General features: G+C 70.7%; 15 protein-coding genes. 9 read left to right on the top strand and 6 right to left on the bottom strand.

All coding sequences use genetic code 11. From position 1 onward, the window contains the following. Positions 1-113: 113 nt before the first annotated feature. Positions 114-1499: a cellulose binding domain-containing protein gene (locus AB0J88_RS26690; RefSeq protein ID WP_364351203.1), complete on the bottom strand. Its 1386-nt coding sequence runs from the start codon at positions 1497-1499 to the stop codon at positions 114-116. A 146-nt stretch (positions 1500-1645) separates the two neighbouring features. Between AB0J88_RS26690 and AB0J88_RS26685 the strand changes: the two genes are divergently transcribed. Both AB0J88_RS26685 and ctaD read left to right on the top strand, forming a co-directional pair. Beyond that, positions 1646-2755, top strand: coding sequence for an FAD-dependent monooxygenase (locus AB0J88_RS26685; protein ID WP_364351206.1), 1110 nt, complete (start codon positions 1646-1648; stop codon positions 2753-2755). A 579-nt stretch (positions 2756-3334) separates the two neighbouring features. Continuing rightward, complete coding sequence (ctaD, locus tag AB0J88_RS26680; RefSeq protein WP_364351209.1) at positions 3335-5089, top strand: cytochrome c oxidase subunit I; 1755 nt, start codon at positions 3335-3337, stop codon at positions 5087-5089. 59 nt (positions 5090-5148) lie between these two features. Here the strand turns inward: ctaD and AB0J88_RS26675 are convergent, their stop codons facing one another. Then, the gene (locus tag AB0J88_RS26675) at positions 5149-5703 is read right to left on the bottom strand and encodes a hypothetical protein (RefSeq protein ID WP_364351212.1); all 555 of its coding nucleotides are present in this window, start codon (positions 5701-5703) and stop codon (positions 5149-5151) included. A 90-nt stretch (positions 5704-5793) separates the two neighbouring features. Between AB0J88_RS26675 and AB0J88_RS26670 the strand changes: the two genes are divergently transcribed. Continuing rightward, complete coding sequence (locus AB0J88_RS26670; RefSeq protein WP_364351215.1) at positions 5794-6798, top strand: DJ-1/PfpI family protein; 1005 nt, start codon at positions 5794-5796, stop codon at positions 6796-6798. A gap of 255 nt (positions 6799-7053) precedes the next feature. Here the strand turns inward: AB0J88_RS26670 and AB0J88_RS26665 are convergent, their stop codons facing one another. The 4 genes from AB0J88_RS26665 to AB0J88_RS26650 are packed head-to-tail and all read right to left on the bottom strand — an operon-like array spanning position 7054 to position 12833. After that, entirely contained in the window at positions 7054-8274 is a 1221-nt protein-coding gene (locus AB0J88_RS26665; protein ID WP_364351217.1) for an MFS transporter, read from the bottom strand. Next, on the bottom strand, positions 8271-8852 hold the full coding sequence (locus tag AB0J88_RS26660; RefSeq protein WP_364351220.1) for an isochorismatase family protein: 582 nt from the start codon (positions 8850-8852) through the stop codon (positions 8271-8273). Before AB0J88_RS26660 ends, AB0J88_RS26665 begins: the two co-directional genes overlap by 4 nt. A 10-nt stretch (positions 8853-8862) precedes the next feature. Next, complete coding sequence (locus AB0J88_RS26655) at positions 8863-10149, bottom strand: nicotinate phosphoribosyltransferase (RefSeq protein ID WP_364351223.1); 1287 nt, start codon at positions 10147-10149, stop codon at positions 8863-8865. A gap of 23 nt (positions 10150-10172) precedes the next feature. After that, the gene (locus tag AB0J88_RS26650) at positions 10173-12833 is read right to left on the bottom strand and encodes a LuxR C-terminal-related transcriptional regulator (RefSeq protein WP_364351226.1); all 2661 of its coding nucleotides are present in this window, start codon (positions 12831-12833) and stop codon (positions 10173-10175) included. Between the two features lie 186 nt (positions 12834-13019). Here AB0J88_RS26650 and AB0J88_RS26645 point away from each other — a divergent pair, with 186 nt between their 5' ends. The 6 genes from AB0J88_RS26645 to AB0J88_RS26620 all read left to right on the top strand — a co-directional run bounded on the left by AB0J88_RS26645 (position 13020) and on the right by AB0J88_RS26620 (position 17373). Beyond that, a complete protein-coding gene (locus tag AB0J88_RS26645; protein ID WP_364351229.1) occupies positions 13020-14585 on the top strand; it encodes a hypothetical protein in 1566 nt (521 codons plus the stop codon). 79 nt (positions 14586-14664) lie between these two features. Beyond that, entirely contained in the window at positions 14665-14955 is a 291-nt protein-coding gene (gene clpS, locus AB0J88_RS26640) for an ATP-dependent Clp protease adapter ClpS (RefSeq protein WP_089246162.1), read from the top strand. A 3-nt stretch (positions 14956-14958) separates the two neighbouring features. After that, entirely contained in the window at positions 14959-15453 is a 495-nt protein-coding gene (locus AB0J88_RS26635) for a DUF2017 domain-containing protein (RefSeq protein ID WP_364351232.1), read from the top strand. A gap of 57 nt (positions 15454-15510) precedes the next feature. Beyond that, positions 15511-16002, top strand: a complete 492-nt coding sequence (locus tag AB0J88_RS26630; protein WP_364351235.1) for a M67 family metallopeptidase — start codon at positions 15511-15513, stop codon at positions 16000-16002. Between the two features lie 61 nt (positions 16003-16063). After that, complete coding sequence (locus AB0J88_RS26625; RefSeq protein WP_364351238.1) at positions 16064-16396, top strand: MoaD family protein; 333 nt, start codon at positions 16064-16066, stop codon at positions 16394-16396. 11 nt (positions 16397-16407) lie between these two features. Further along, complete coding sequence (locus tag AB0J88_RS26620; protein WP_364351241.1) at positions 16408-17373, top strand: cysteine synthase; 966 nt, start codon at positions 16408-16410, stop codon at positions 17371-17373. Positions 17374-17601 lie beyond the last annotated feature (228 nt).

Raw genomic sequence — 17601 nt, 5'->3', positions numbered from 1 at the left:
GGACCCAGCACACACGAACGGACATCGGCCTGTGCGCCGGGCCGGTCGCAGGCGGAGATCGCAGCCGCGGTGTTCACCGCGACAGCGCGCCCGCGACCGGCGCGACAGATGCGCTATCCCACGGTGCAGGCCGAGCCGTTGAGCGCGAACGACGACGGAGACGCGTAGCCACCGCTGTGCGTGCCCTGATAGCCGAAGCTGGCGCTCGCACCGGCGGCCAGCGTCCCGTTCCACGACAGGTTGCGTGCGGTTACCGAGGACCCGCTGGTGGTGACGGTGGCGTTCCAGCTGCTGGTGATCGTCTGGCCGGACGGAAGGCTGTAGGTCAGCGTCCAGCCGTTGATGGTGCCCGTGCCGGTGTTGGTCACCGTCACGTCCGCGGTGAAGCCGTTGCTCCACGGGTTGGCCGCGTAGCGAACGCGGCAGCCGGAGCCGCCTCCGCCGGATCCCGCCGTGGTCGTAACGGTTCGACCCGGCGAGGCGGTGGAGACATTGCCGGCGGCGTCACGGGCGCGCACGGAGAAGGTGTACGTCGTGGACGCCGAGAGCCCGCTCGCGGTGAACGACGTGCCGGCCGTGCTGCCGACCATCGTTGCCGAGCCGGAGCCCTGCTGGCGATAGACGTCGTACCCGGTCACCCCAACGTTGTCGGTCGAGCCCGCCCAGGAGAGCGCCACGCTCGACGCGGTGATGGTGCCGGCGGTCGGCTGGCCGGGTGTGGACGGCGCCTGCGTGTCCCCGCCACCGTTGCCGCCGCCGTTCACCGCGGCCGAGAACGAGCTCACGCCGAGGCCCACGCCGCCGTTCCACGGTTCGAAGCCCGCCTGGATGCTGGTCAGATACCAGGAGTTGGTGATCGCCCCGCGCGACCGCACGTCGGCGATGAAATCCAGCACGCTGAAGTTCCACGAGTTGATCGGCGACGGGGCCACGTACGACAGGACGTTGTTGGAGCCGTTGCTGCCCTGCCAGACCTGCCAGGTCCGGCCGCCCACCGTCGCGTTCCCCACGGGACTGCCGATCGGTTGGATCGAGCCCTGCCGGTTGAACCAGATCATGATCTCCATCTGGTTGACCCCGTCGGTGCGTGGGGAGGGATCGAGCCAGATGTCGTACGAGGCGTTGTAGGTGCCGCTGGTGTACACGTAGTTGATCGACGAAGTGGCGCTGCTGATCCGGCTGACCTGCATCGGCAGGTTCGTTCCAGGCGAGCAGTTGGTGTAGTGGCAGCCAAGGAAGACCGACGGGTACGACAGCGGAGCACCGTTGGTGGCCGCCGAGCCCTGCTGGCTGGTGATGCTGAAGCCGGAGTCGGTGACGTTGATGCACTGCTGCGCGGTCGAGCCCCAGCGGTTGTTCTGCACGACGTATCGGCCCTGGATAGTGGTCGAGCCGTACTGCTCGCAAATCTGCGTGTCGGCTTGGGCCGGCGACGCCACGACCAACGCGGGAGCCGCGACGAGAGCGGCAATCACTGCGGCGCGGACAAGTCTGCGCATGCTGCTCCTTCCAATGACGGGACGGGGAATGGGAGCGCTTCCATCGACATTAGTCTACGCATAGGGCGCTGGATAGAGGTCCCGACAGCGAGTAATGTTCTGGCTTCATTGCGTGGCCCCTCGACCACCTCGGAGGCTTCGTCCACATGCTCCCGTCTACGCTGCGCGTCCTCGTCGTTGGCGCCGGCATCGCTGGTCTCGCTGTGGCCCGGGCGCTCCGCCTGGCCGGTTACCGCCCCGAAGTCGTCGAGAAGCTGCCCGCCACGACCGTTCCCGGCGCCGGGATCTTCCTGCCCGGCAACGCCGCGCGGGCTCTTCGCGACCTCGGCCTCGAAGATCCGGTCCAGCCGCTCGGCGACGTGGTCGAGCGACAACGGTTCCTCGACGAGAGCGGCACCGAGCTGTGCGAGGTCGACCTCGGCAAGCTCTGGGCCGGCGTGGGCGAGTGCCGTGCGCTGTCCCGCAGTGAGTTGCAGCGCGTCCTGCTCGCGTCCGTCGACGGTGACGTCCGCTACGACACGTCGCTGGTCCGGCTCGACGTCGACACCGAAGGCTCCGCCCAGGCCACGTTCGGTGACGGCTCGACCTCGTCGTACGAGCTGGTCGTCGGCGCCGACGGGCGCAAATCGTCGGTTCGTGCCCTGGCCGCCCTTGGTGGCCCGGCCCGCCCGGTCGGTCAGGTGGTCTACCGCAGCGTCGTCTCCGGCGGTCCCGCGATCGCCGAATGGACCGCCCTGCTGGGCCGGCGCTCGGCCTTCATCGTCATGCCGATGGGCGACGGACGCCTCTACCTTTACGCGGACGAGCCGGGCACAAGCGCGCCGGCCGACCCGCTCGCACGGCTCCGGGAGGTCTTCGCCGACTTCGGTCCGCCCGTGCCGGACATCCTCGACGCGGTCGACAAGGTGCAGGTCGCCCTGACCGACGAGGTCGAGATCGCCTGCTGGTCGCGCGGCCCGGCGCTCCTGGTGGGAGACGCGGCCCACGCCACGTCACCGACGCTGTCGGAGGGCGCCGCCATGGCGCTCGAAGACGCGCTGGTCCTGGCCGAGGCGCTCACCAACGCGGGGTCGGTGCCGGAGGCGCTCCGCCGCTACGAAAGCCGGCGTCGCCCGCGCACCAAGTGGGTCCTCGACCGCACCCGTGATCGCGACCGCACCCGCGACGTGGCGCCGGCCCTGCGCGACCCGCTACTCCGCGGCCGAGGCAACCGCATCTTCCGGGAGCACTACCGCCTCCTGGTCGACCCGGTCTAGGGAGTAACGACCCGGGCCGCGACGACAGTCAGCAGACCAGGTGTGCCGACAACCCCGGACCCGGCTACGGCGGGGAACCGTGGGTCGACGACAGCGGGCAAGACCGCGAAGACGGGACGCTGCCCCGCGCAGCATGCGGCGGTCCGGCCTGGCCGGCGGGACACCCATCCCACGCGGTGGCGAGTGCGGACCGGTTTCGACGGCGGAGGACCACTCCGCATGGTGACGAGGGTGATTCGGCCGCGACCGCGGGCCGACGGCTCCGCGCGGCGAGAACGGCGTAAGCCAGGACCAGACGGAGAGCAAGCGACCGGACCATGAAGGCCCACCCCGCTGCGGACACCGCCGAATGCCGATCGGCTATACGGCGTCTCGTACCCCCGGCAGATCGGATCTGTGACCCTCCGCCCGCGTTCCGTAACCGATCCTGCCGGCAACCCCGGGAAGCGTCCCTAACGGAGCCCCAACCTGCTCCGGCCAGCGCGGGTGTTGAGAGAGGTTCTCACCACCCAGCGCGGGAACCCGCAGATGCGAGGACTATTCTGCCTCCGACACAAACGACGATTGCGGAGGCCTGTGGTGACCACCGTTGCACCGAAGCCGATCGTGACCCGGCCCTGGCCGGTCCGCCAGCCGGTGAAGGGCTCGGCCTTCGCGCGCCTGCTGCGCACGACCGATGCGAAGCAGATCGGGATCATGTACATGGTCACGAGCTTCGCGTTCTTCCTCATCGGCGGGTTGATGGCGCTGCTGATGCGCGCCGAGCTCGCTCGACCCGGCATGCAGTTCCTGTCGCCGGAGCAGTACAACCAGCTGTTCACGATGCACGGCACGATCATGCTGCTGTTCTTCGCGACGCCGATCGTGTTCGCTTTCGCGAACTTCGTCGTGCCGTTGCAGATCGGTGCGCCGGACGTCTCGTTCCCGCGTCTGAACAGCTTCGCTTACTGGCTGTACGCCTTCGGCGGCTCGATCGCCCTCGGCGGCTTCTTCACCCCGGGCGGCGCCGCTGACTTCGGCTGGTTCGCCTACGCGCCGCTCAGCAGCGTCGAGCACACGCCGGGTGTCGGCGCCAACATGTGGATCGTCGGTCTGGCCATCTCCGGTCTGGGCACGATCCTCGGTGGTGTCAACATGATCACTACGATCCTGACGCTGCGTGCGCCCGGCATGACGATGTTCCGGATGCCGATCTTCACCTGGAACATCCTGGTCACCAGCCTGCTGGTCATCATGGTCTTCCCGTTGCTGGCGGCGGCCCTGTTCGCCCTCGCGGCCGACCGCATCCTCGGCGCGCACGTCTACGACGCGGCGACCGGCGGACCGATGCTCTGGCAGCATCTGTTCTGGTTCTTCGGCCATCCCGAGGTCTACATCGTCGCGCTGCCGTTCTTCGGCATCATCAGCGAGGTCATCCCGGTCTTCTCCCGCAAGCCGATCTTCGGCTACAAGGGTCTGGTCGGCGCCACCATCGCGATCGCCGCGCTGTCGATGAGCGTCTGGGCGCACCACATGTTCGCCACCGGCCAGGTGCTGCTGCCGTTCTTCAGCTTCCTGAGCTTCCTGATCGCCGTACCCACCGGCATGAAGTTCTTCAACTGGATCGGCACGATGTGGCGCGGCCAGCTGAGCTTCGAGACCCCGATGCTGTTCGCGGTCGGCTTCCTGGTGACGTTCCTCTTCGGCGGTCTCACCGGTGTGCTGCTGGCCAGCCCGCCGGTCGACTTCCACGTGTCCGACTCGTACTTCGTCGTCGCGCACTTCCACTACGTGCTCTTCGGCACGATCGTGTTCGCCGTCTACTCGGGCATCTACTTCTGGTTCCCCAAGATGTTCGGCCGCATGCTCGACGAACGACTCGGCAAGATCCACTTCTGGCTGACCTTCATCGGCTTCCACACCACCTTCCTGGTGCAGCACTGGCTGGGCAACGAGGGCATGCCCCGGCGGTACGCGGACTACCGCCCCAGCGACGGCTTCACCACCCTGAACGAGATCTCCACGATCGGCGCGTTCATCCTGGGCATCTCGACGCTGCCGTTCATCTACAACTGCTGGAAGTCCTACAAGGCCGGCCCGGTGGCCCTCGCCGACGACCCGTGGGGCTACGGCAACTCGCTGGAGTGGGCGACGTCGTCCCCGCCGCCGCTGCGCAACTTCGACCGGATGCCGCGGATCCGCTCCGAGCGTCCCGCGTTCGACCTGAAGTTCCCGGAGCTTGCCGCCGGTCGCTCGGTCGCCGGCCCGCCGGAAGGCGGCGCCAAACCGATGACCAGCGAGTCCGACAGCGGTGCCAGCTACAAGGAAGACACCGCGAGCAACATCGACCGCTAGCCGACCGAGAAAGGCGGCGCGCCGAGCCGGAACACGGGCCGACGCGCCGCCTTTCTCGTTCAGAAGATCAGCACGATCGCGACCACACCCAGGATCACGTCGACGACGAAGCACCATTCGGCGTACGAGCGCGGCACGACCCGATTGACCCGGTGGTGATAGGCATCCCAGGCCGCGTGCGCGAGCAGCCCGATCGCGACCAGCACCCCACCGAACACGAGCGAGCCGGCCTCGATCGCGATCACGGCCATGGCGGCGAACAGCACGGCCGCGATCACCTGAACACCGAAGCCCGGCGCCCGCCGCACGGTCCCGAGCACGACGAAGACAACGGACACGACCAGCAGCGCGTACGCCGCGTTCAGGTCGAAGATCCGCAAAGGTCCGACCGCGACGGCGCCGATCAGCACGGCCGGCCAGGTGATGCCCGGCCGGCTGAACGACGCGGGCACGAGGTAGGCGAGCGGGCACAGGACAAGCAGGAAAGCCAGGCCGCGTACGTCTTCGAGGTCGTACAGCGTCACCGCGACCAACGGGATCGCGGCCAGGGTGGGCCAACGGTGGGCCAGCCACCGCAGCAGCGAGGGGTTCTGGTCGGTCGTCGTGGAAGTCATGGTCCGACCGTGCCAGCGACCCCGCCTGGCCGGAACGGACCGCGATCGGCAGGTCCGAATCCCGGGGATCGGCGGCCTAAGGTCAGGGATATGGAGCCTCGCCACATCGTGATGGTCGGGTACGACGGCGCCGAGCTGCTCGACATCGCCTGCGTCACGTCGACCTTCGAACTGGCCAACGCGATCGGCCGACTGCGACCGGGCTACCGGGTCTCGCTGGCGACGCCCGGCGGCAACCCGATCAAGTGCGACAGCGGCCTGGTGGTGCAGGCCCAACTGACGCTTGAGCGCCTGACCGGCCCGCTCGACACCCTGATCGTCTCGGGCGGTTTCGGCCACGAGGCGGCCGCCGACAACGCATTGGTGGTCGCGCACGTCCGGCGCCTGGCCCGCGAGAGCCGCCGGGTCGCGTCGGTCTGCACGGGCGCGACGGTGCTGGCCGCGACGGGCCTGCTCGACGGCCACCGCGCGACGACCCATTGGCGGTTCGCGCCGCGACTGGCCAGCCGCTACCGCGACGTCCGCGTCGACTCCGCGCCCATCTTCATCCGCGAGGGCCGGATGGCCACCGCCGCCGGCGTCACGAGCGGCCTCGACCTGACGCTGGCGTTCGTCGAAGAGGACCACGGCCCCGAGCTGTCGCGACAGGTCGCCCGGGACCTGGTCACCTACCTGCAAAGACCGGGCAACCAGGCGCAGATGAGCGTGTACGTGGCCCCGCCCGCCCCCGACAACGACATCGTCCGGCGAGCGGTCGATCACGTCCTCAGCCACCTGGACGCGGACCTCTCCACCGCCCGCTTGGCGGACGCGGTCGGGGTGAGCTCCCGCCACCTGACCCGCCTGTTCCTCCGTGAGCTCGGTGACCCACCGGCCCGCTTCGTCCGCGCGGCCCGCGTGGACGCGGCGGCCCGGCTGCTGGACTCGACCGACCTCCCGATGCCGGAGGTAGCCACCCGCACGGGCTTCGGCTCGGCCGAAGCGCTGCGGCAGGCCTTCGTGGCCCGCTTCCGCATGCCCCCGGCCAAGTTCCGCGCCGTCTCCCGCCGCCCCGCAGCAGGCAGTCCGGAGCAAGAGAGCGCGCTGGCCGGCTAGCACCGGCCGGCTGGCGGTGGGCGGCGCGGGGCGAGGTCGGCGTGCGGAGCGGAGCGCATGGTCTCTGTCGAACTGGGGCCAGCTGGGGGCTTCATCCTGCCGGGCGAGACGGCCGCGATCCTCGGCGGCGTCGCGGCCAGCAGGTTCGGCGGGCGGCGAGGTTTATGCGACCGCTGGCGGTGTGCGGCTCCTGACGGGGTCCAAGGCGCAGCGAGCAGGACCGCACCGACTGCCCGGCGCGAGCGCGAAAAGAGCCTAGTCCGAAGCCACCAGCGCGTCGGCCCCCCGCTGCGCCGGCACCGCGCCAGCCGGTGGCTGCCGCCGCGACAGGTAGACCGGGAGCACCGCCAAAGCGACCAGCAACCCCGCGACCCCGGTAGCCACGAACCCCCACCGCGGCGAGGAAAGGTCGATGATCCACCCCGCCAGAGGAGCACCCAGCGCCAACCCGACCGTGATGGCCGACCCGTGCAAGCCCATCGCCTCGCCGCGCACCGATGGGGGTGCCAGGTGGGAGACCGCGTCCGCCGCGGCCGCCAGCGTTGGGGCGCACAGCGCCCCGGCGGGAACAAGGACCAGCGCCAGCAGGAACCACTGCGGACCCGCCAGCGCGACCAGGGCCGTCCCCAGCGCGAGCACGCCCAGTAGGACCACCAGCGACGGCACCCGGCTCAGCGACCCGTAGACGAACCCGCCGATCAGCGAGTACACACCCCACAGCGCCAGCACCACGCCGGTCCAGCTGACCTGGTCCGCTTCGCGTAGGACAGCTACCACCGTCACGTCCGTGCCGCCCAGGATCAGTGTTGTCGCGGCCGCGATGGCCAGGATCGACACCATTCGGGGTGACAGCCACGAGCGGCGCGGTGGCGTCGGGCCGGTGGCGACCTCCGACTCCGCGCGGACCGGTGGGTTGAAGACGAACAGGGCCGTGCCCGCGATGACCACGCCCGCGCCGATCGCCCACATCGTCGCGTGCGGTGAGACCGTCGTGGCCATCAGGACTGCCAACGCCGGGCCGATCATGAAGGACAGCTCGACCGACATCGAGTCGAGGGCGTACGCGGGGCGGCGCTGGTCCGGCGGCACCAAAGCGGCCAGCGACTGTCGGACCACCGAGAACACCGGGAGCATCAGGACCCCGGCGAACAGGGCGAGCACGAGCAGCAGCGGATAGGGGAGCGAACCGGCCACCGACCAGAACACGCCCTCCGCCACAGTGCAGATCGCCAGGACCGGGCGCAGGCCGCGTCGGTCGACCATGCGACCCAGCAGCGGTGCACCGACCGCGGCGCCGATCGTCGAAGCCGTCGCGACCAGACCCGCGGCGAAGTAGCCCCGGTGGAGCTCGCCCACCACGTGCAGGGTCAGAGTCACGGCGGCCGCGACCGACGGGATGCGGGCCAGGATGGCGACGATGATCAGCGGTCGGACACCGGGCAGAGCCAGGACCGACCGGTAGGGGGCGAGCCTCACGCGGCTTTGAGCACGGGACTGCCGACGAGCGTGACGCCCGCCTCGCGTAGTCGCTCCAGCGCCGCCTCGGTGGTGTCCGGCAGGACGCCCGCGGTGAGGTCGAGCAGCACGGTGGTCTTGAAGCCCAGGCGGACCGCGTCGAGGCTGGTCGCCCGGACGCAGTGGTCGGTGGCGATGCCGACGACCTCGACCTCGTCGACGTCGTGGTCGTGCAGCCAGGTCGCCATGCCGGCGCCGTCGTCGGTGTGGCCCTCGAAGCCGCTGTAGGCGGCCGCGTGCTGGCCCTTCTTGAAGACGGCCTCGATGCGGTCGGTCGCCAGGTTGGGATGGAAGTCGGAGCCCGGCGTGCCGGCCACCGTGTGCGCGGGCCATGTGGTCATGAAGTCAGGGTGGTCGCTGAAGTGGGCGCCCGGGTCGACGTGGAAGTCCTTGGTGGCGATGACGTGCGCCCACCGCTCGGGCGAGCCGGCCAGCGCCCGGGAGATCTCGGAGGCCACGCCCGCCCCGCCGGCCACGGCCAGCGAGCCACCCTCGCAGAAGTCGTTCTGCGTGTCGACGATGATCAGAGCGCGGGTCATGCCGAGAACACTAACTCGCGGGTACGACAGTGACGGGGACAGCGGGATCGCCCGCCGACAGCTTGAGCCCCTCCCACGGGATCGAGATCAGTCCCTGCCGCAGATGCTCCCGGGAGTCCGCGAGGGAGGGGAGAGCGACGGCCTGCCCACCGACCACGTACGGCCGCTGGAGTAACCGGTCCCCGGTGCGCGGCTCGGGTGTGCCCTGCGACACCACGATCTCCTCGATCGCCGTGCCGGTCGGCTTGTGGCGGCGCACCGCGACCTTGCGACCGCCGATGGTGGCCTTGTGCTCGGAGCGCTTCACCACCGGACGCCCGTCGACCTCGACCAGCTTGTAGACCAGCCCGGCGGTCGGCGCGCCCGAGCCGGTGACGACGGAGGTGCCGGCGCCGTAGATGTCGACCGGCTCGGCGGCGAGCGCGGCGATCGAGTACTCGTCGAGGTCCCCGGAAACGATGATCTTGGTCTCGGTGGCGCCCAGCGAGTCGAGCAGCTCGCGCGAGTGGTGGGCCAGCACGGACAGGTCGCCCGAGTCGATCCGGATCGCCCGCAGGTCCGGCCCGGCGACCGCGATGGCGGTGCGGATGCCCTGCGCGATGTCGTAGGTGTCGACGAGCAGCGTGGTGCTCTTGCCCAGCGCCGCGACCTGTGCGGCGAAGGCGGCGGCCTCGTCGTCGTGCAGCAGCGTGAACGCGTGGGCGGCGGTGCCCGCCGTCGGGATCCCGTACCGCATGCCGGCGGCCAGGTTCGAGGTGGACGAGAAACCGGCGAGGTACGCGGCCCGCGTCGCCGCGACCGCCGCCTCCTCGTGCGCCCGGCGCGAGCCCATCTCGATCAGCCCACGGCCGCGGGCGGCGGTGACCATGCGGGCGGCGGCCGCCGCGATCGCGCTGTCGTGGTTGAGCACCGACAGGGCCAGCGTCTCGAGCATCACGCACTCGGCGAACGTCCCGGAGACGGTGAGGATCGGCGAGCCGGGGAAGAACAGCTCGCCCTCGGCGTACCCCTCGATGTCGCCGTGGAACTCGAACTCGGCCAGCCAGGCGGCCGTCTGCTCGTCGACGACCGCCCGCTCCCGCAGGTAGTCGATCTCCTCGGCGGAGAACCGGAACTCGCGGATGAGGTCGATCAACCGACCGGTGCCCGCGACCACGCCGTAGCGCCGGCCCGGCGGCAGCCGCCGCGCGAACACCTCGAAGACGGTCTGCCGGTCGGCGGTGCCGTCCTTGAGCGCGGCACTGACCATGGTCAGCTCGTAGTGGTCGGTCAGCAAGGCAGGGTGGCCCTTGGTCATCCACCCACCCTAGGCGGCGACCCTCAGCTGTCGGGAACCATCCGCAACGCGGGGCCGAGCTCGCCCCGGCCGGCGACGCCGAGCTTGGCGTAGACGCGCTGGAGGTGGTTCTCGACGGTGCGGGTGGACAGGTAGAACTGGGCCGCGATGTCGCGGCTCGACACCCCGGACGCCGCCAGCTTGGCGATCTGCCGCTCGCGGTCGGTCAAAGCCGGTCGGGACAAACCCAACGCGGGGGTACGCAGCATGTCGCAATGACTGAGCAGCTCGCCCATCAGCCGGTTGGCGTTGGTGGCCTCCGCCGCCCGGGACTCGCGGAACCGGCCCGCGGCGCCGGCGGCCGCCTCGGCCGCGTACACCCAGAGGCCTTTGGCCTTGAAGAAGTCGGCGGCGATCATCAGGTCGGGGCCGGACCGCCGGGCCGACGCCTGGGCGTGCGCCGACATGATCCCCGGCAGGTCACCGTCGAGGGTGCTGGCCAGCTCGGCGAGCCGGTCGGCGACGGTCTGGCCCGGGTCGTGGTCGTCGGGCCAGTTGAGCGCCTCGTTCGCCCGGCCAAGCCGCACCAGGTCGTGCAGCGCCAGCACCTCGTGGCCGGCGAACCCGTCGCCGCGTAGCCGCCACACGAGCTTGCGGAGCACGTCGGCGGCTTCCGACAGGTCGTCGGCGACCGCGAAGACGGCGGCCCGGGCCTGCTCGCGCCACGGGTAGAGGATCGCCATGATCGGCGAGTGCGCCTCGTCGGAGTCGGCCATCGCCGCGCGGGCCTCGTCGACCTCGCCACGCAGCGCGTGGGCCTGGGCGCGCTCGGCGTGGGCCAGCCCCGCGTAGATCCGGCTGGTCGCCAGCACGGCGCAGGCCTGCAGGCTCGTGCGCAGCGCCTCGCTGGTCTGGCCGCGCAGGCGGGCCGCTTGGGCACGCAGGATCGCCAGGTAGCCGGAGCCGAGCCGGAAGTCGCCGGCGTCGGCCAGGTCGGCGAACTCGTCGGCGACGATCGCGTCGATGCCGGCCAGGTCGCCGGCGATCGCCAGCCGGGTGCCCCGGGCCAGTTCCAGAGCGAGCTGCAGATAGGGCATGTCGGTGCGCCACAGCGGCGCGTCGGCCTGGACGCTCGTCACCGCGCGCTCGCTGGCCCGGGCCTCGCCCTGGGCCGCCTGGAGGTGGGCGACCATGCACTGGGCCAGGCCGCGGGCGGCGACCGGTGCGGCCGGACGGTCGAGGATCGAGCGGGCGATCCGCAGCGCCTCGGCCGTCTCCAGCCTGTGCAGCCGCATGATCGCCTCGAAGGAGCGGACCCGGGCCTGGTCGGCCGGGTCGGGCAGGGCCTTGGCCTCGACAGCCAGCTCGTCGGGTGTGGACTCACGGCTGAGCCCCCAGTTCCTGACGAGGCCGCGGACCACCAGCCAGCGCGCGCGCAGATGCATGGAGGTGGCCTGCTCTTCGACGGCGTCGAGCACGTTGAGCGCCTCGGCCGGCTGGTCGCCGAACATCATCATCGTGGACAGCAGCTCGGCCGCGCCGAACCCGCCGCCCGCGTCCAGCGCCGCCCGGGCCAGGCGGGTGGCCAGGGGCACGTCGAAGCCGGCGAACGCCTGCCCGCCCGCCATCAGCAGCTTCATCGGATCGACAGCGGTGCCGGAGTCGAGCCGCCAGACCGCGACGCGCAGCAGGTCGTCACGGCGCCGGGCGCCGGCCGCCTCGACCAGATCGGCGAGCTGAGCCTCGAGCCGGCGCTTGCGGGTCACGGGGCACCGCCGGCGCACCACCTCGCCGTAGAGCGGGTGGGCCAGCCGGGCGTTCGACCGCCGGTCGCTCTCCACCACCCGGATGAGCTGGCGTTCCTCCGCGATCTCGACGTCGGCCGCGTCGGTCGCCTTGGTCAGCAGGTCGATGCCGATCGGCTCGCCGAGGGCGGCCAGCTCGACCACCGTGCGTACGCCCGGCGTGAGCTGCCCGATCCGGGTGTCGATCAGGTCGGTCAGGCTGGGTGCGAGCTCCAGCCGGCCCGTCCACCGGTGCACGCCGAACGACTTGGTGAACTCGCCGGCCTGCTTGGCCGCCAGCACGAGCTCGCGGAGCAGCAGGGCGTTGCCCTCGGAGAGCCGCCACAGCCGCTCGGCGCTGGCGTTGTCGATGTCGCCCTCGAGCATCTGCACCAGCAGGCGGCTGGTGTCGTCGACCGACATCGGCTCGATCTCGACCAGCTCGACCAGGTCGTCGGTCCACAGTGCGCGGATCGGGTGCGGGAACTGCTCGCCGCTGCGCAGGGTGGCCAGCACGGTCGCGCCCTCGTCGCGGGCCATCAGGTAGACCAGGGCGGCGGACGACGGGTCGAGCAGGTGCGCGTCGTCGATCGCCAGCACGATCGGGCGGCCCGCGGCCTGCTGGTTGAGCGCCTCGACGGCCCAGCGCAGCAGCCCGGCCGCGGTCAGGCCCGGCGGCTGGTCGGTGGGCAGCACCTGGGCGAGCCCGCCGAAGGGCAGAGACGCGGTCGCGATGTTGGCGGAGGCGGTCCAGACGGCCAGTCGCTCGGTGGGAAGCTGGGCCACTCCCTCGCGGAGGAGGCGGCTCTTGCCGATGCCCGCACTGCCGCTAAATATGAGCCCTCTTCCACTTCCGCCCGTGGCGGTCGAGATGAGACGGTTGAGTTCTGCGGCACGGCCGACAAATCTCCACGGACTCATCACCGCAGCATATAGAGAGTAATGGCGATGGGTACTCCCCGTAACGGGTTGAAGTTGAGTAGCCACCGAGGCCGGCATTGAGTAGTGCCGCACCTGTCATGTTAGGTGGCGGTTCGCATAGCGTTCCGGTGCTCGGTGGAACGCGGACGGTGATCGCCCGCGCGCAGTGGACCAGGAGGCGCAGGCATGGGCTCAGACACGCTCGATCGGCTGACCGGGGCAGAGGTCATCTCCCTGCCGCTACAGCGGCGCGCCGGCCGGATGAGTGGTCCCGAGCTCGAGCCGATCCCGGACGAGCCGATGGCCGTCGTTGCCCTCGGCGCCCGCGGCAGCGGCCGCAGCGACGTGATCGCCGCGCTGGTCGGCTCCGTCGGCCCGCTGCTCGACGTGCCGCCCGCCAGCTACCTCGTGGTCAACCACGGCCACGGCAAGGACATCTGCTCCTACCTGCCGGGCGCCCGCAAGGCACACCCGTTCCGCTCCGCCGTCGCACCTGTCGACGAGTCGGCCGCCGCCCGCCCGCCCCGCCGGGTCGAGCTGACCCTGCCCGACCCGCTGCTGCGCCACTTCGCCCTGGTCGACGCGCCCGACACCGAGACCCTCGGCGTCGCCGGCAGCCGGATCCTGCACGACGCCGTCGAGCGCGGCGGTGCGGTGATGTACGTGCTGAGCGCCGGCCAGCTTCCCGGCCGCTTCGAGCTCGACATCCTCGGCGAGGTCGCGCACACCAACGCCGCGGTCTTCTTCGTCGTCACGCCGCGCGTCGACGGCACCTGGTTCGCTCCGGCGCCGGCCCTGGCCATCGACGCGATCGACGAGCTCGACCTGCTCGCGCTCGGCGAGATCGCGCCCGGCCTCGACGACGACGACCCGGCCGCGGGTGCGGTCGAGGCGCAGCGGCTCGCGATCGCTACCGCCATCCCGGCCCTGGCCGACGCACCCTGGTTCGCGGTCGACCCGGCCGCCGGCGACACCGCGTTCCTGCGCCGCGCGCTCACCGAGTGGGCGGCCGGCGAGGGCATGCGCCGGGCAAGCAGCAACCCGCCGGTGCCGCCCAACGCGATGCGCACGGTGCGGGTCGCGGAGGGCATCCACGAGTCCGACTGGGCCGAGCGACTAGAGACGGCCGCGCGCAACGAGACGCAGATCGTCCGTCAGCGCCTGGCCATCGAGCTCGCCAACATCCACCTGCGCTGCGTCCAGGACATCGTCTTCGGCACCGGCCCGGCCGGCCTGGCCGAGACGCTCGACCGCGAGATGCACGCACTGTCGCTCAAGGCCGTCGCCGAGTGCGACCAGGCCGTCGACCGCCTGCTGCACGACGCGGCCACCCAGGTCTTCGGCGTCGCGCCCGACGAAGGTGTCCGGCGCCGGGTGGCGGCGGGCGTACGCCGCGCCCTCGCCGACGACCGCAACGCCCGCGACCTCGACAAGGTCCTCCTGATCACCAGCACCGCCGGGGTGGCCACGGTCGCCGGCGGCGGGGCGGTTGCCGGGCTGGCCGCGTACCCGGTCGAGGTGGGCCGCACGATCCTCCCGTCGGTGGGCGTCGGGCTGGCCGGCGGCTGCTACGGGCAGTGGCGCAACGCCGGCGCGGCCGACACCAACCGAGCCCGTTCGTGGGCACAGCGGTCGATCCGTGGCGTCGAGCTCGAGCTCCTGCGCGAGATCTCCCGCCGCCTCGACGCGACCCACCGGGCGCTCTCCGGAGTGCTCGCCGAAGCGGTCGACCACGGGATCCTGTTGGCATAACACCAGCCCAATAGAGATGAGGGCTACTGAGACGCATGTGGCGGTCGTCGGTGCGTCGATTTGCTCGTACGATGGCGGTGTGGCAGCCCCGCAGACGACCCCCGTGCAGTCGCCGGACGTCGAGACCCTGCCGGCGACCGACCGTCCGTGGATCACGGTTGTCCATGATGACCCGGTCAATCTGATGACCTATGTGACCTGGGTGTTCCAGAAGCAGTTCGGCTACACCTTCGACAAGGCCCAGTCCCTCATGCTCGATGTGCACAACAAGGGCCGCGCTGCGGTCTCGCACGGTGCCCGTGAGCGGATGGAATACGACGCGTCGTGCCTTCACGGCTACGGCCTGTGGGCGACGGTCGAGCAACCCTGACCCATGTTCCGGCGCTATGGAAAACACTGTGTGGCGACCTTCGCCCCCGACGAGGTGCGGGTGCTGCGCAAGGTCGCGACCGAGGTGGTCGGGCTGCTCACCGACGGGTTCGACCACGGCGACCCGGTGGTCGACCGGCTCTTTCCCGACGTCTACCCGACAAACGCCGACGACTCGGCCGAGTTCCGCCGGTTCACCGAGGGCGACCTCAAGACCGGCAAGATCGACCAGGCCGGCGCCATCCTGGCCGCGCTGCCCAGCAGCTCCGGCGGTGAGGTCCGGCTCGACGAGGAGGCCGCCGAGGCCTGGCTGCGGGCGCTCAACGACGCCCGGCTGGCGATGGGGGTCCGGCTCGACATCAGCGCCGACACCGACCTCGGGGAAGAGCTCGACGACGCCGTGCTGTCCGACCCTTCGTCCTCCCGGGTCTTTCAGCTCTCCGTCTACGCGTACCTCGGATATCTTCAGGAATCGTTGCTCACCGCACTCACTGAGTGACCATCGTGACCGCGGCCACGTCCCGGCACAGGCCGCGCAGACGGTAAGCTTGGGCACGTGCTGAGCATCGACCGGTCGATCATCGACGCGATCATCGCCCACGCACGCCGCGACCACCCCGACGAGGCGTGCGGCGTGGTCGCCGGCCCGGTCGGCAGCGACAAGCCGGTCCGCCACATCCCCATGGACAACGCCGCCCGGTCGATGACGTTCTACGAGTTCGACTCGATGGAGCAGCTCCGGGTCTGGCGCGAGATGGACGACCGCGACGAAGAGCCGGTCGTCATCTACCACTCGCACACGGCCACCGAGGCCTACCCGTCCCGCACCGACGTCTCCTTCGCCGGCGAGCCGGGCGCCCACTACCTCCTGGTGTCGACGCGCGAGCCAGACTCCGAAGAGATCCGGTCCTACCGCATCGTGGACGGCGTCGTAACCGAAGAGCCGGTCCGGATCGTTGAGCCCACCGTGGATCCGCACGCCGTTCAGTCATACATGTTCGGGCAGAGCCCGACGACGGTCGACTACGAGTGTTCGCCCGGCCGCTGACCCCCGCTGCCGCCAGCACACCCGTCCGTCGTTTTTCTCGTTCTTCCCAGGAGCAATGATCATGGCTATCGAAGTCCGCATCCCCACCATCCTGCGCACCTACACCGGCGGCGCGAAGTCCGTCGAGGGCGCCGGCGACACGCTGAGCGCGCTGCTCACCGACCTGGACAGCAAGTACTCCGGCCTGCGCGGCCGGCTGGTCACCGAGCAGGGCGGCCTGCACCGCTTCGTCAACATCTACGTCAACGACGAAGACGTCCGCTTCCTCGGCTCGCTCGACGCCAAGCTCAACGACGGCGACAACGTGACGATCCTGCCGGCCGTCGCCGGTGGTGCCTTCGGGTTCGCCGCCGCGGCCGCGCTGCTCGGCCGCTCGACGGCGCCCGTCCGCTAGGGGCAACCGCCATGTCGCGGTACGAGAGCCTGCTCGAAGCGGCGGGGGACACCCCGCTGGTCGGCCTGCCCAGGCTGTCCCCGGCGGTGCCGGAAGGCGCGCCGCCGGTGCGGCTGTGGGCCAAGCTCGAAGATCGCAACCCGACCGGGAGCATCAAGGACCGGGCGGCGCTGTTCATGGTCCGCGAGGCCGAACGCGCCGGCCGGCTCCGCCCGGGCGACACGATCCTCGAGCCGACCAGCGGCAACACCGGCATCTCCCTGGCCATGGTCGCCAAGCTGCGCGGCTACCGGCTGGTCTGCGTGATGCCGGAGAACGTCTCCACGGAACGCACCCAACTGCTCCGGATGTACGGCGCGGAGATCATCTTCTCGCCCGCCGCAGGCGGTTCCAACCAAGCGGTGGCGAAGGCGAAGCAGATCGCCGCCGAGCACCCGGACTGGGTCATGCTGTTCCAGTACGGCAACCCCGACAACGCCCGGGCGCACTACGAGACGACGGGTCCTGAGCTGCTCCGCGACCTGCCGACGATCACGCACTTCGTCGCCGGCCTGGGCACCACGGGCACGCTCATGGGCACGGGCCGCTACCTGCGCGAGAAGGTGCCGGGCATCGAGATCATCGCCGCCGAGCCGCGCTACGGCGAGGTGGTCTACGGGCTGCGCAACATCGACGAGGGCTACGTGCCGGAGCTCTACGACGCCTCGGTCCTGACCCGCCGGTTCTCGGTGGGCACCCAGGACGCGGTGCTGCGCACCAGGCAACTGGTAGAGGTCGAAGGCATCTTCGCCGGCTTCTCGAGCGGCGCGATCCTCCACGCGGCGCTGGCCGTGGCCCACCAGGCGGTCAAGGAGGGCATCCGAGCCGACGTGGCCTTCGTGGTCGCCGACGGCGGCTGGAAATATCTCTCCACCGGCGCCTACGGCGGCACCCTGGCGGAAGCCGAAGACGCGCTCGACGGTCAACTCTGGGCGTAGAACCCGCGCACTACTGATCCAACTGCCCAAGGTCAACGGCGAGATCCAACTGCGCAAGGTCAATTGCGTGATTTCCCGGGTTCGCGGTGGTCGCGCGCCGTCGCTCCCGCCGGAGACCGCTCCGCTTCGCTCCGGTGCCAGCTCCGCCGTTGGTCACCGCGAAGGGCAAGGCGATAGGCGCGCCACTCCGGCCGCGGATGGCGACAACCGTCTGCGCGCACCGCCTCC

Origin of the sequence: Asanoa sp. NPDC049475 (assembly GCF_040676915.1) — a bacterium.
Lineage (GTDB): Bacteria > Actinomycetota > Actinomycetes > Mycobacteriales > Micromonosporaceae > Asanoa.
Note: the sequence above shows the minus strand (reverse complement) of the source record. Positions and strands in the feature narration are given on the sequence as shown.

Coding starts and splice junctions, on each gene's coding strand:
- AB0J88_RS26690 (WP_364351203.1), bottom strand. CDS start 1,499: ATGCGCAGACTTGTCCGCGCCGCAGTGATTGCCGCTCTCGTCGCGGCT.
- AB0J88_RS26685 (WP_364351206.1), top strand. CDS start 1,646: ATGCTCCCGTCTACGCTGCGCGTCCTCGTCGTTGGCGCCGGCATCGCT.
- AB0J88_RS26675 (WP_364351212.1), bottom strand. CDS start 5,703: ATGACTTCCACGACGACCGACCAGAACCCCTCGCTGCTGCGGTGGCTG.
- AB0J88_RS26670 (WP_364351215.1), top strand. CDS start 5,794: ATGGAGCCTCGCCACATCGTGATGGTCGGGTACGACGGCGCCGAGCTG.
- AB0J88_RS26660 (WP_364351220.1), bottom strand. CDS start 8,852: ATGACCCGCGCTCTGATCATCGTCGACACGCAGAACGACTTCTGCGAG.
- AB0J88_RS26655 (WP_364351223.1), bottom strand. CDS start 10,149: ATGACCAAGGGCCACCCTGCCTTGCTGACCGACCACTACGAGCTGACC.
- AB0J88_RS26650 (WP_364351226.1), bottom strand. CDS start 12,833: ATGAGTCCGTGGAGATTTGTCGGCCGTGCCGCAGAACTCAACCGTCTC.
- AB0J88_RS26645 (WP_364351229.1), top strand. CDS start 13,020: ATGGGCTCAGACACGCTCGATCGGCTGACCGGGGCAGAGGTCATCTCC.
- AB0J88_RS26635 (WP_364351232.1), top strand. CDS start 14,959: ATGTTCCGGCGCTATGGAAAACACTGTGTGGCGACCTTCGCCCCCGAC.
- AB0J88_RS26625 (WP_364351238.1), top strand. CDS start 16,064: ATGGCTATCGAAGTCCGCATCCCCACCATCCTGCGCACCTACACCGGC.
- AB0J88_RS26620 (WP_364351241.1), top strand. CDS start 16,408: ATGTCGCGGTACGAGAGCCTGCTCGAAGCGGCGGGGGACACCCCGCTG.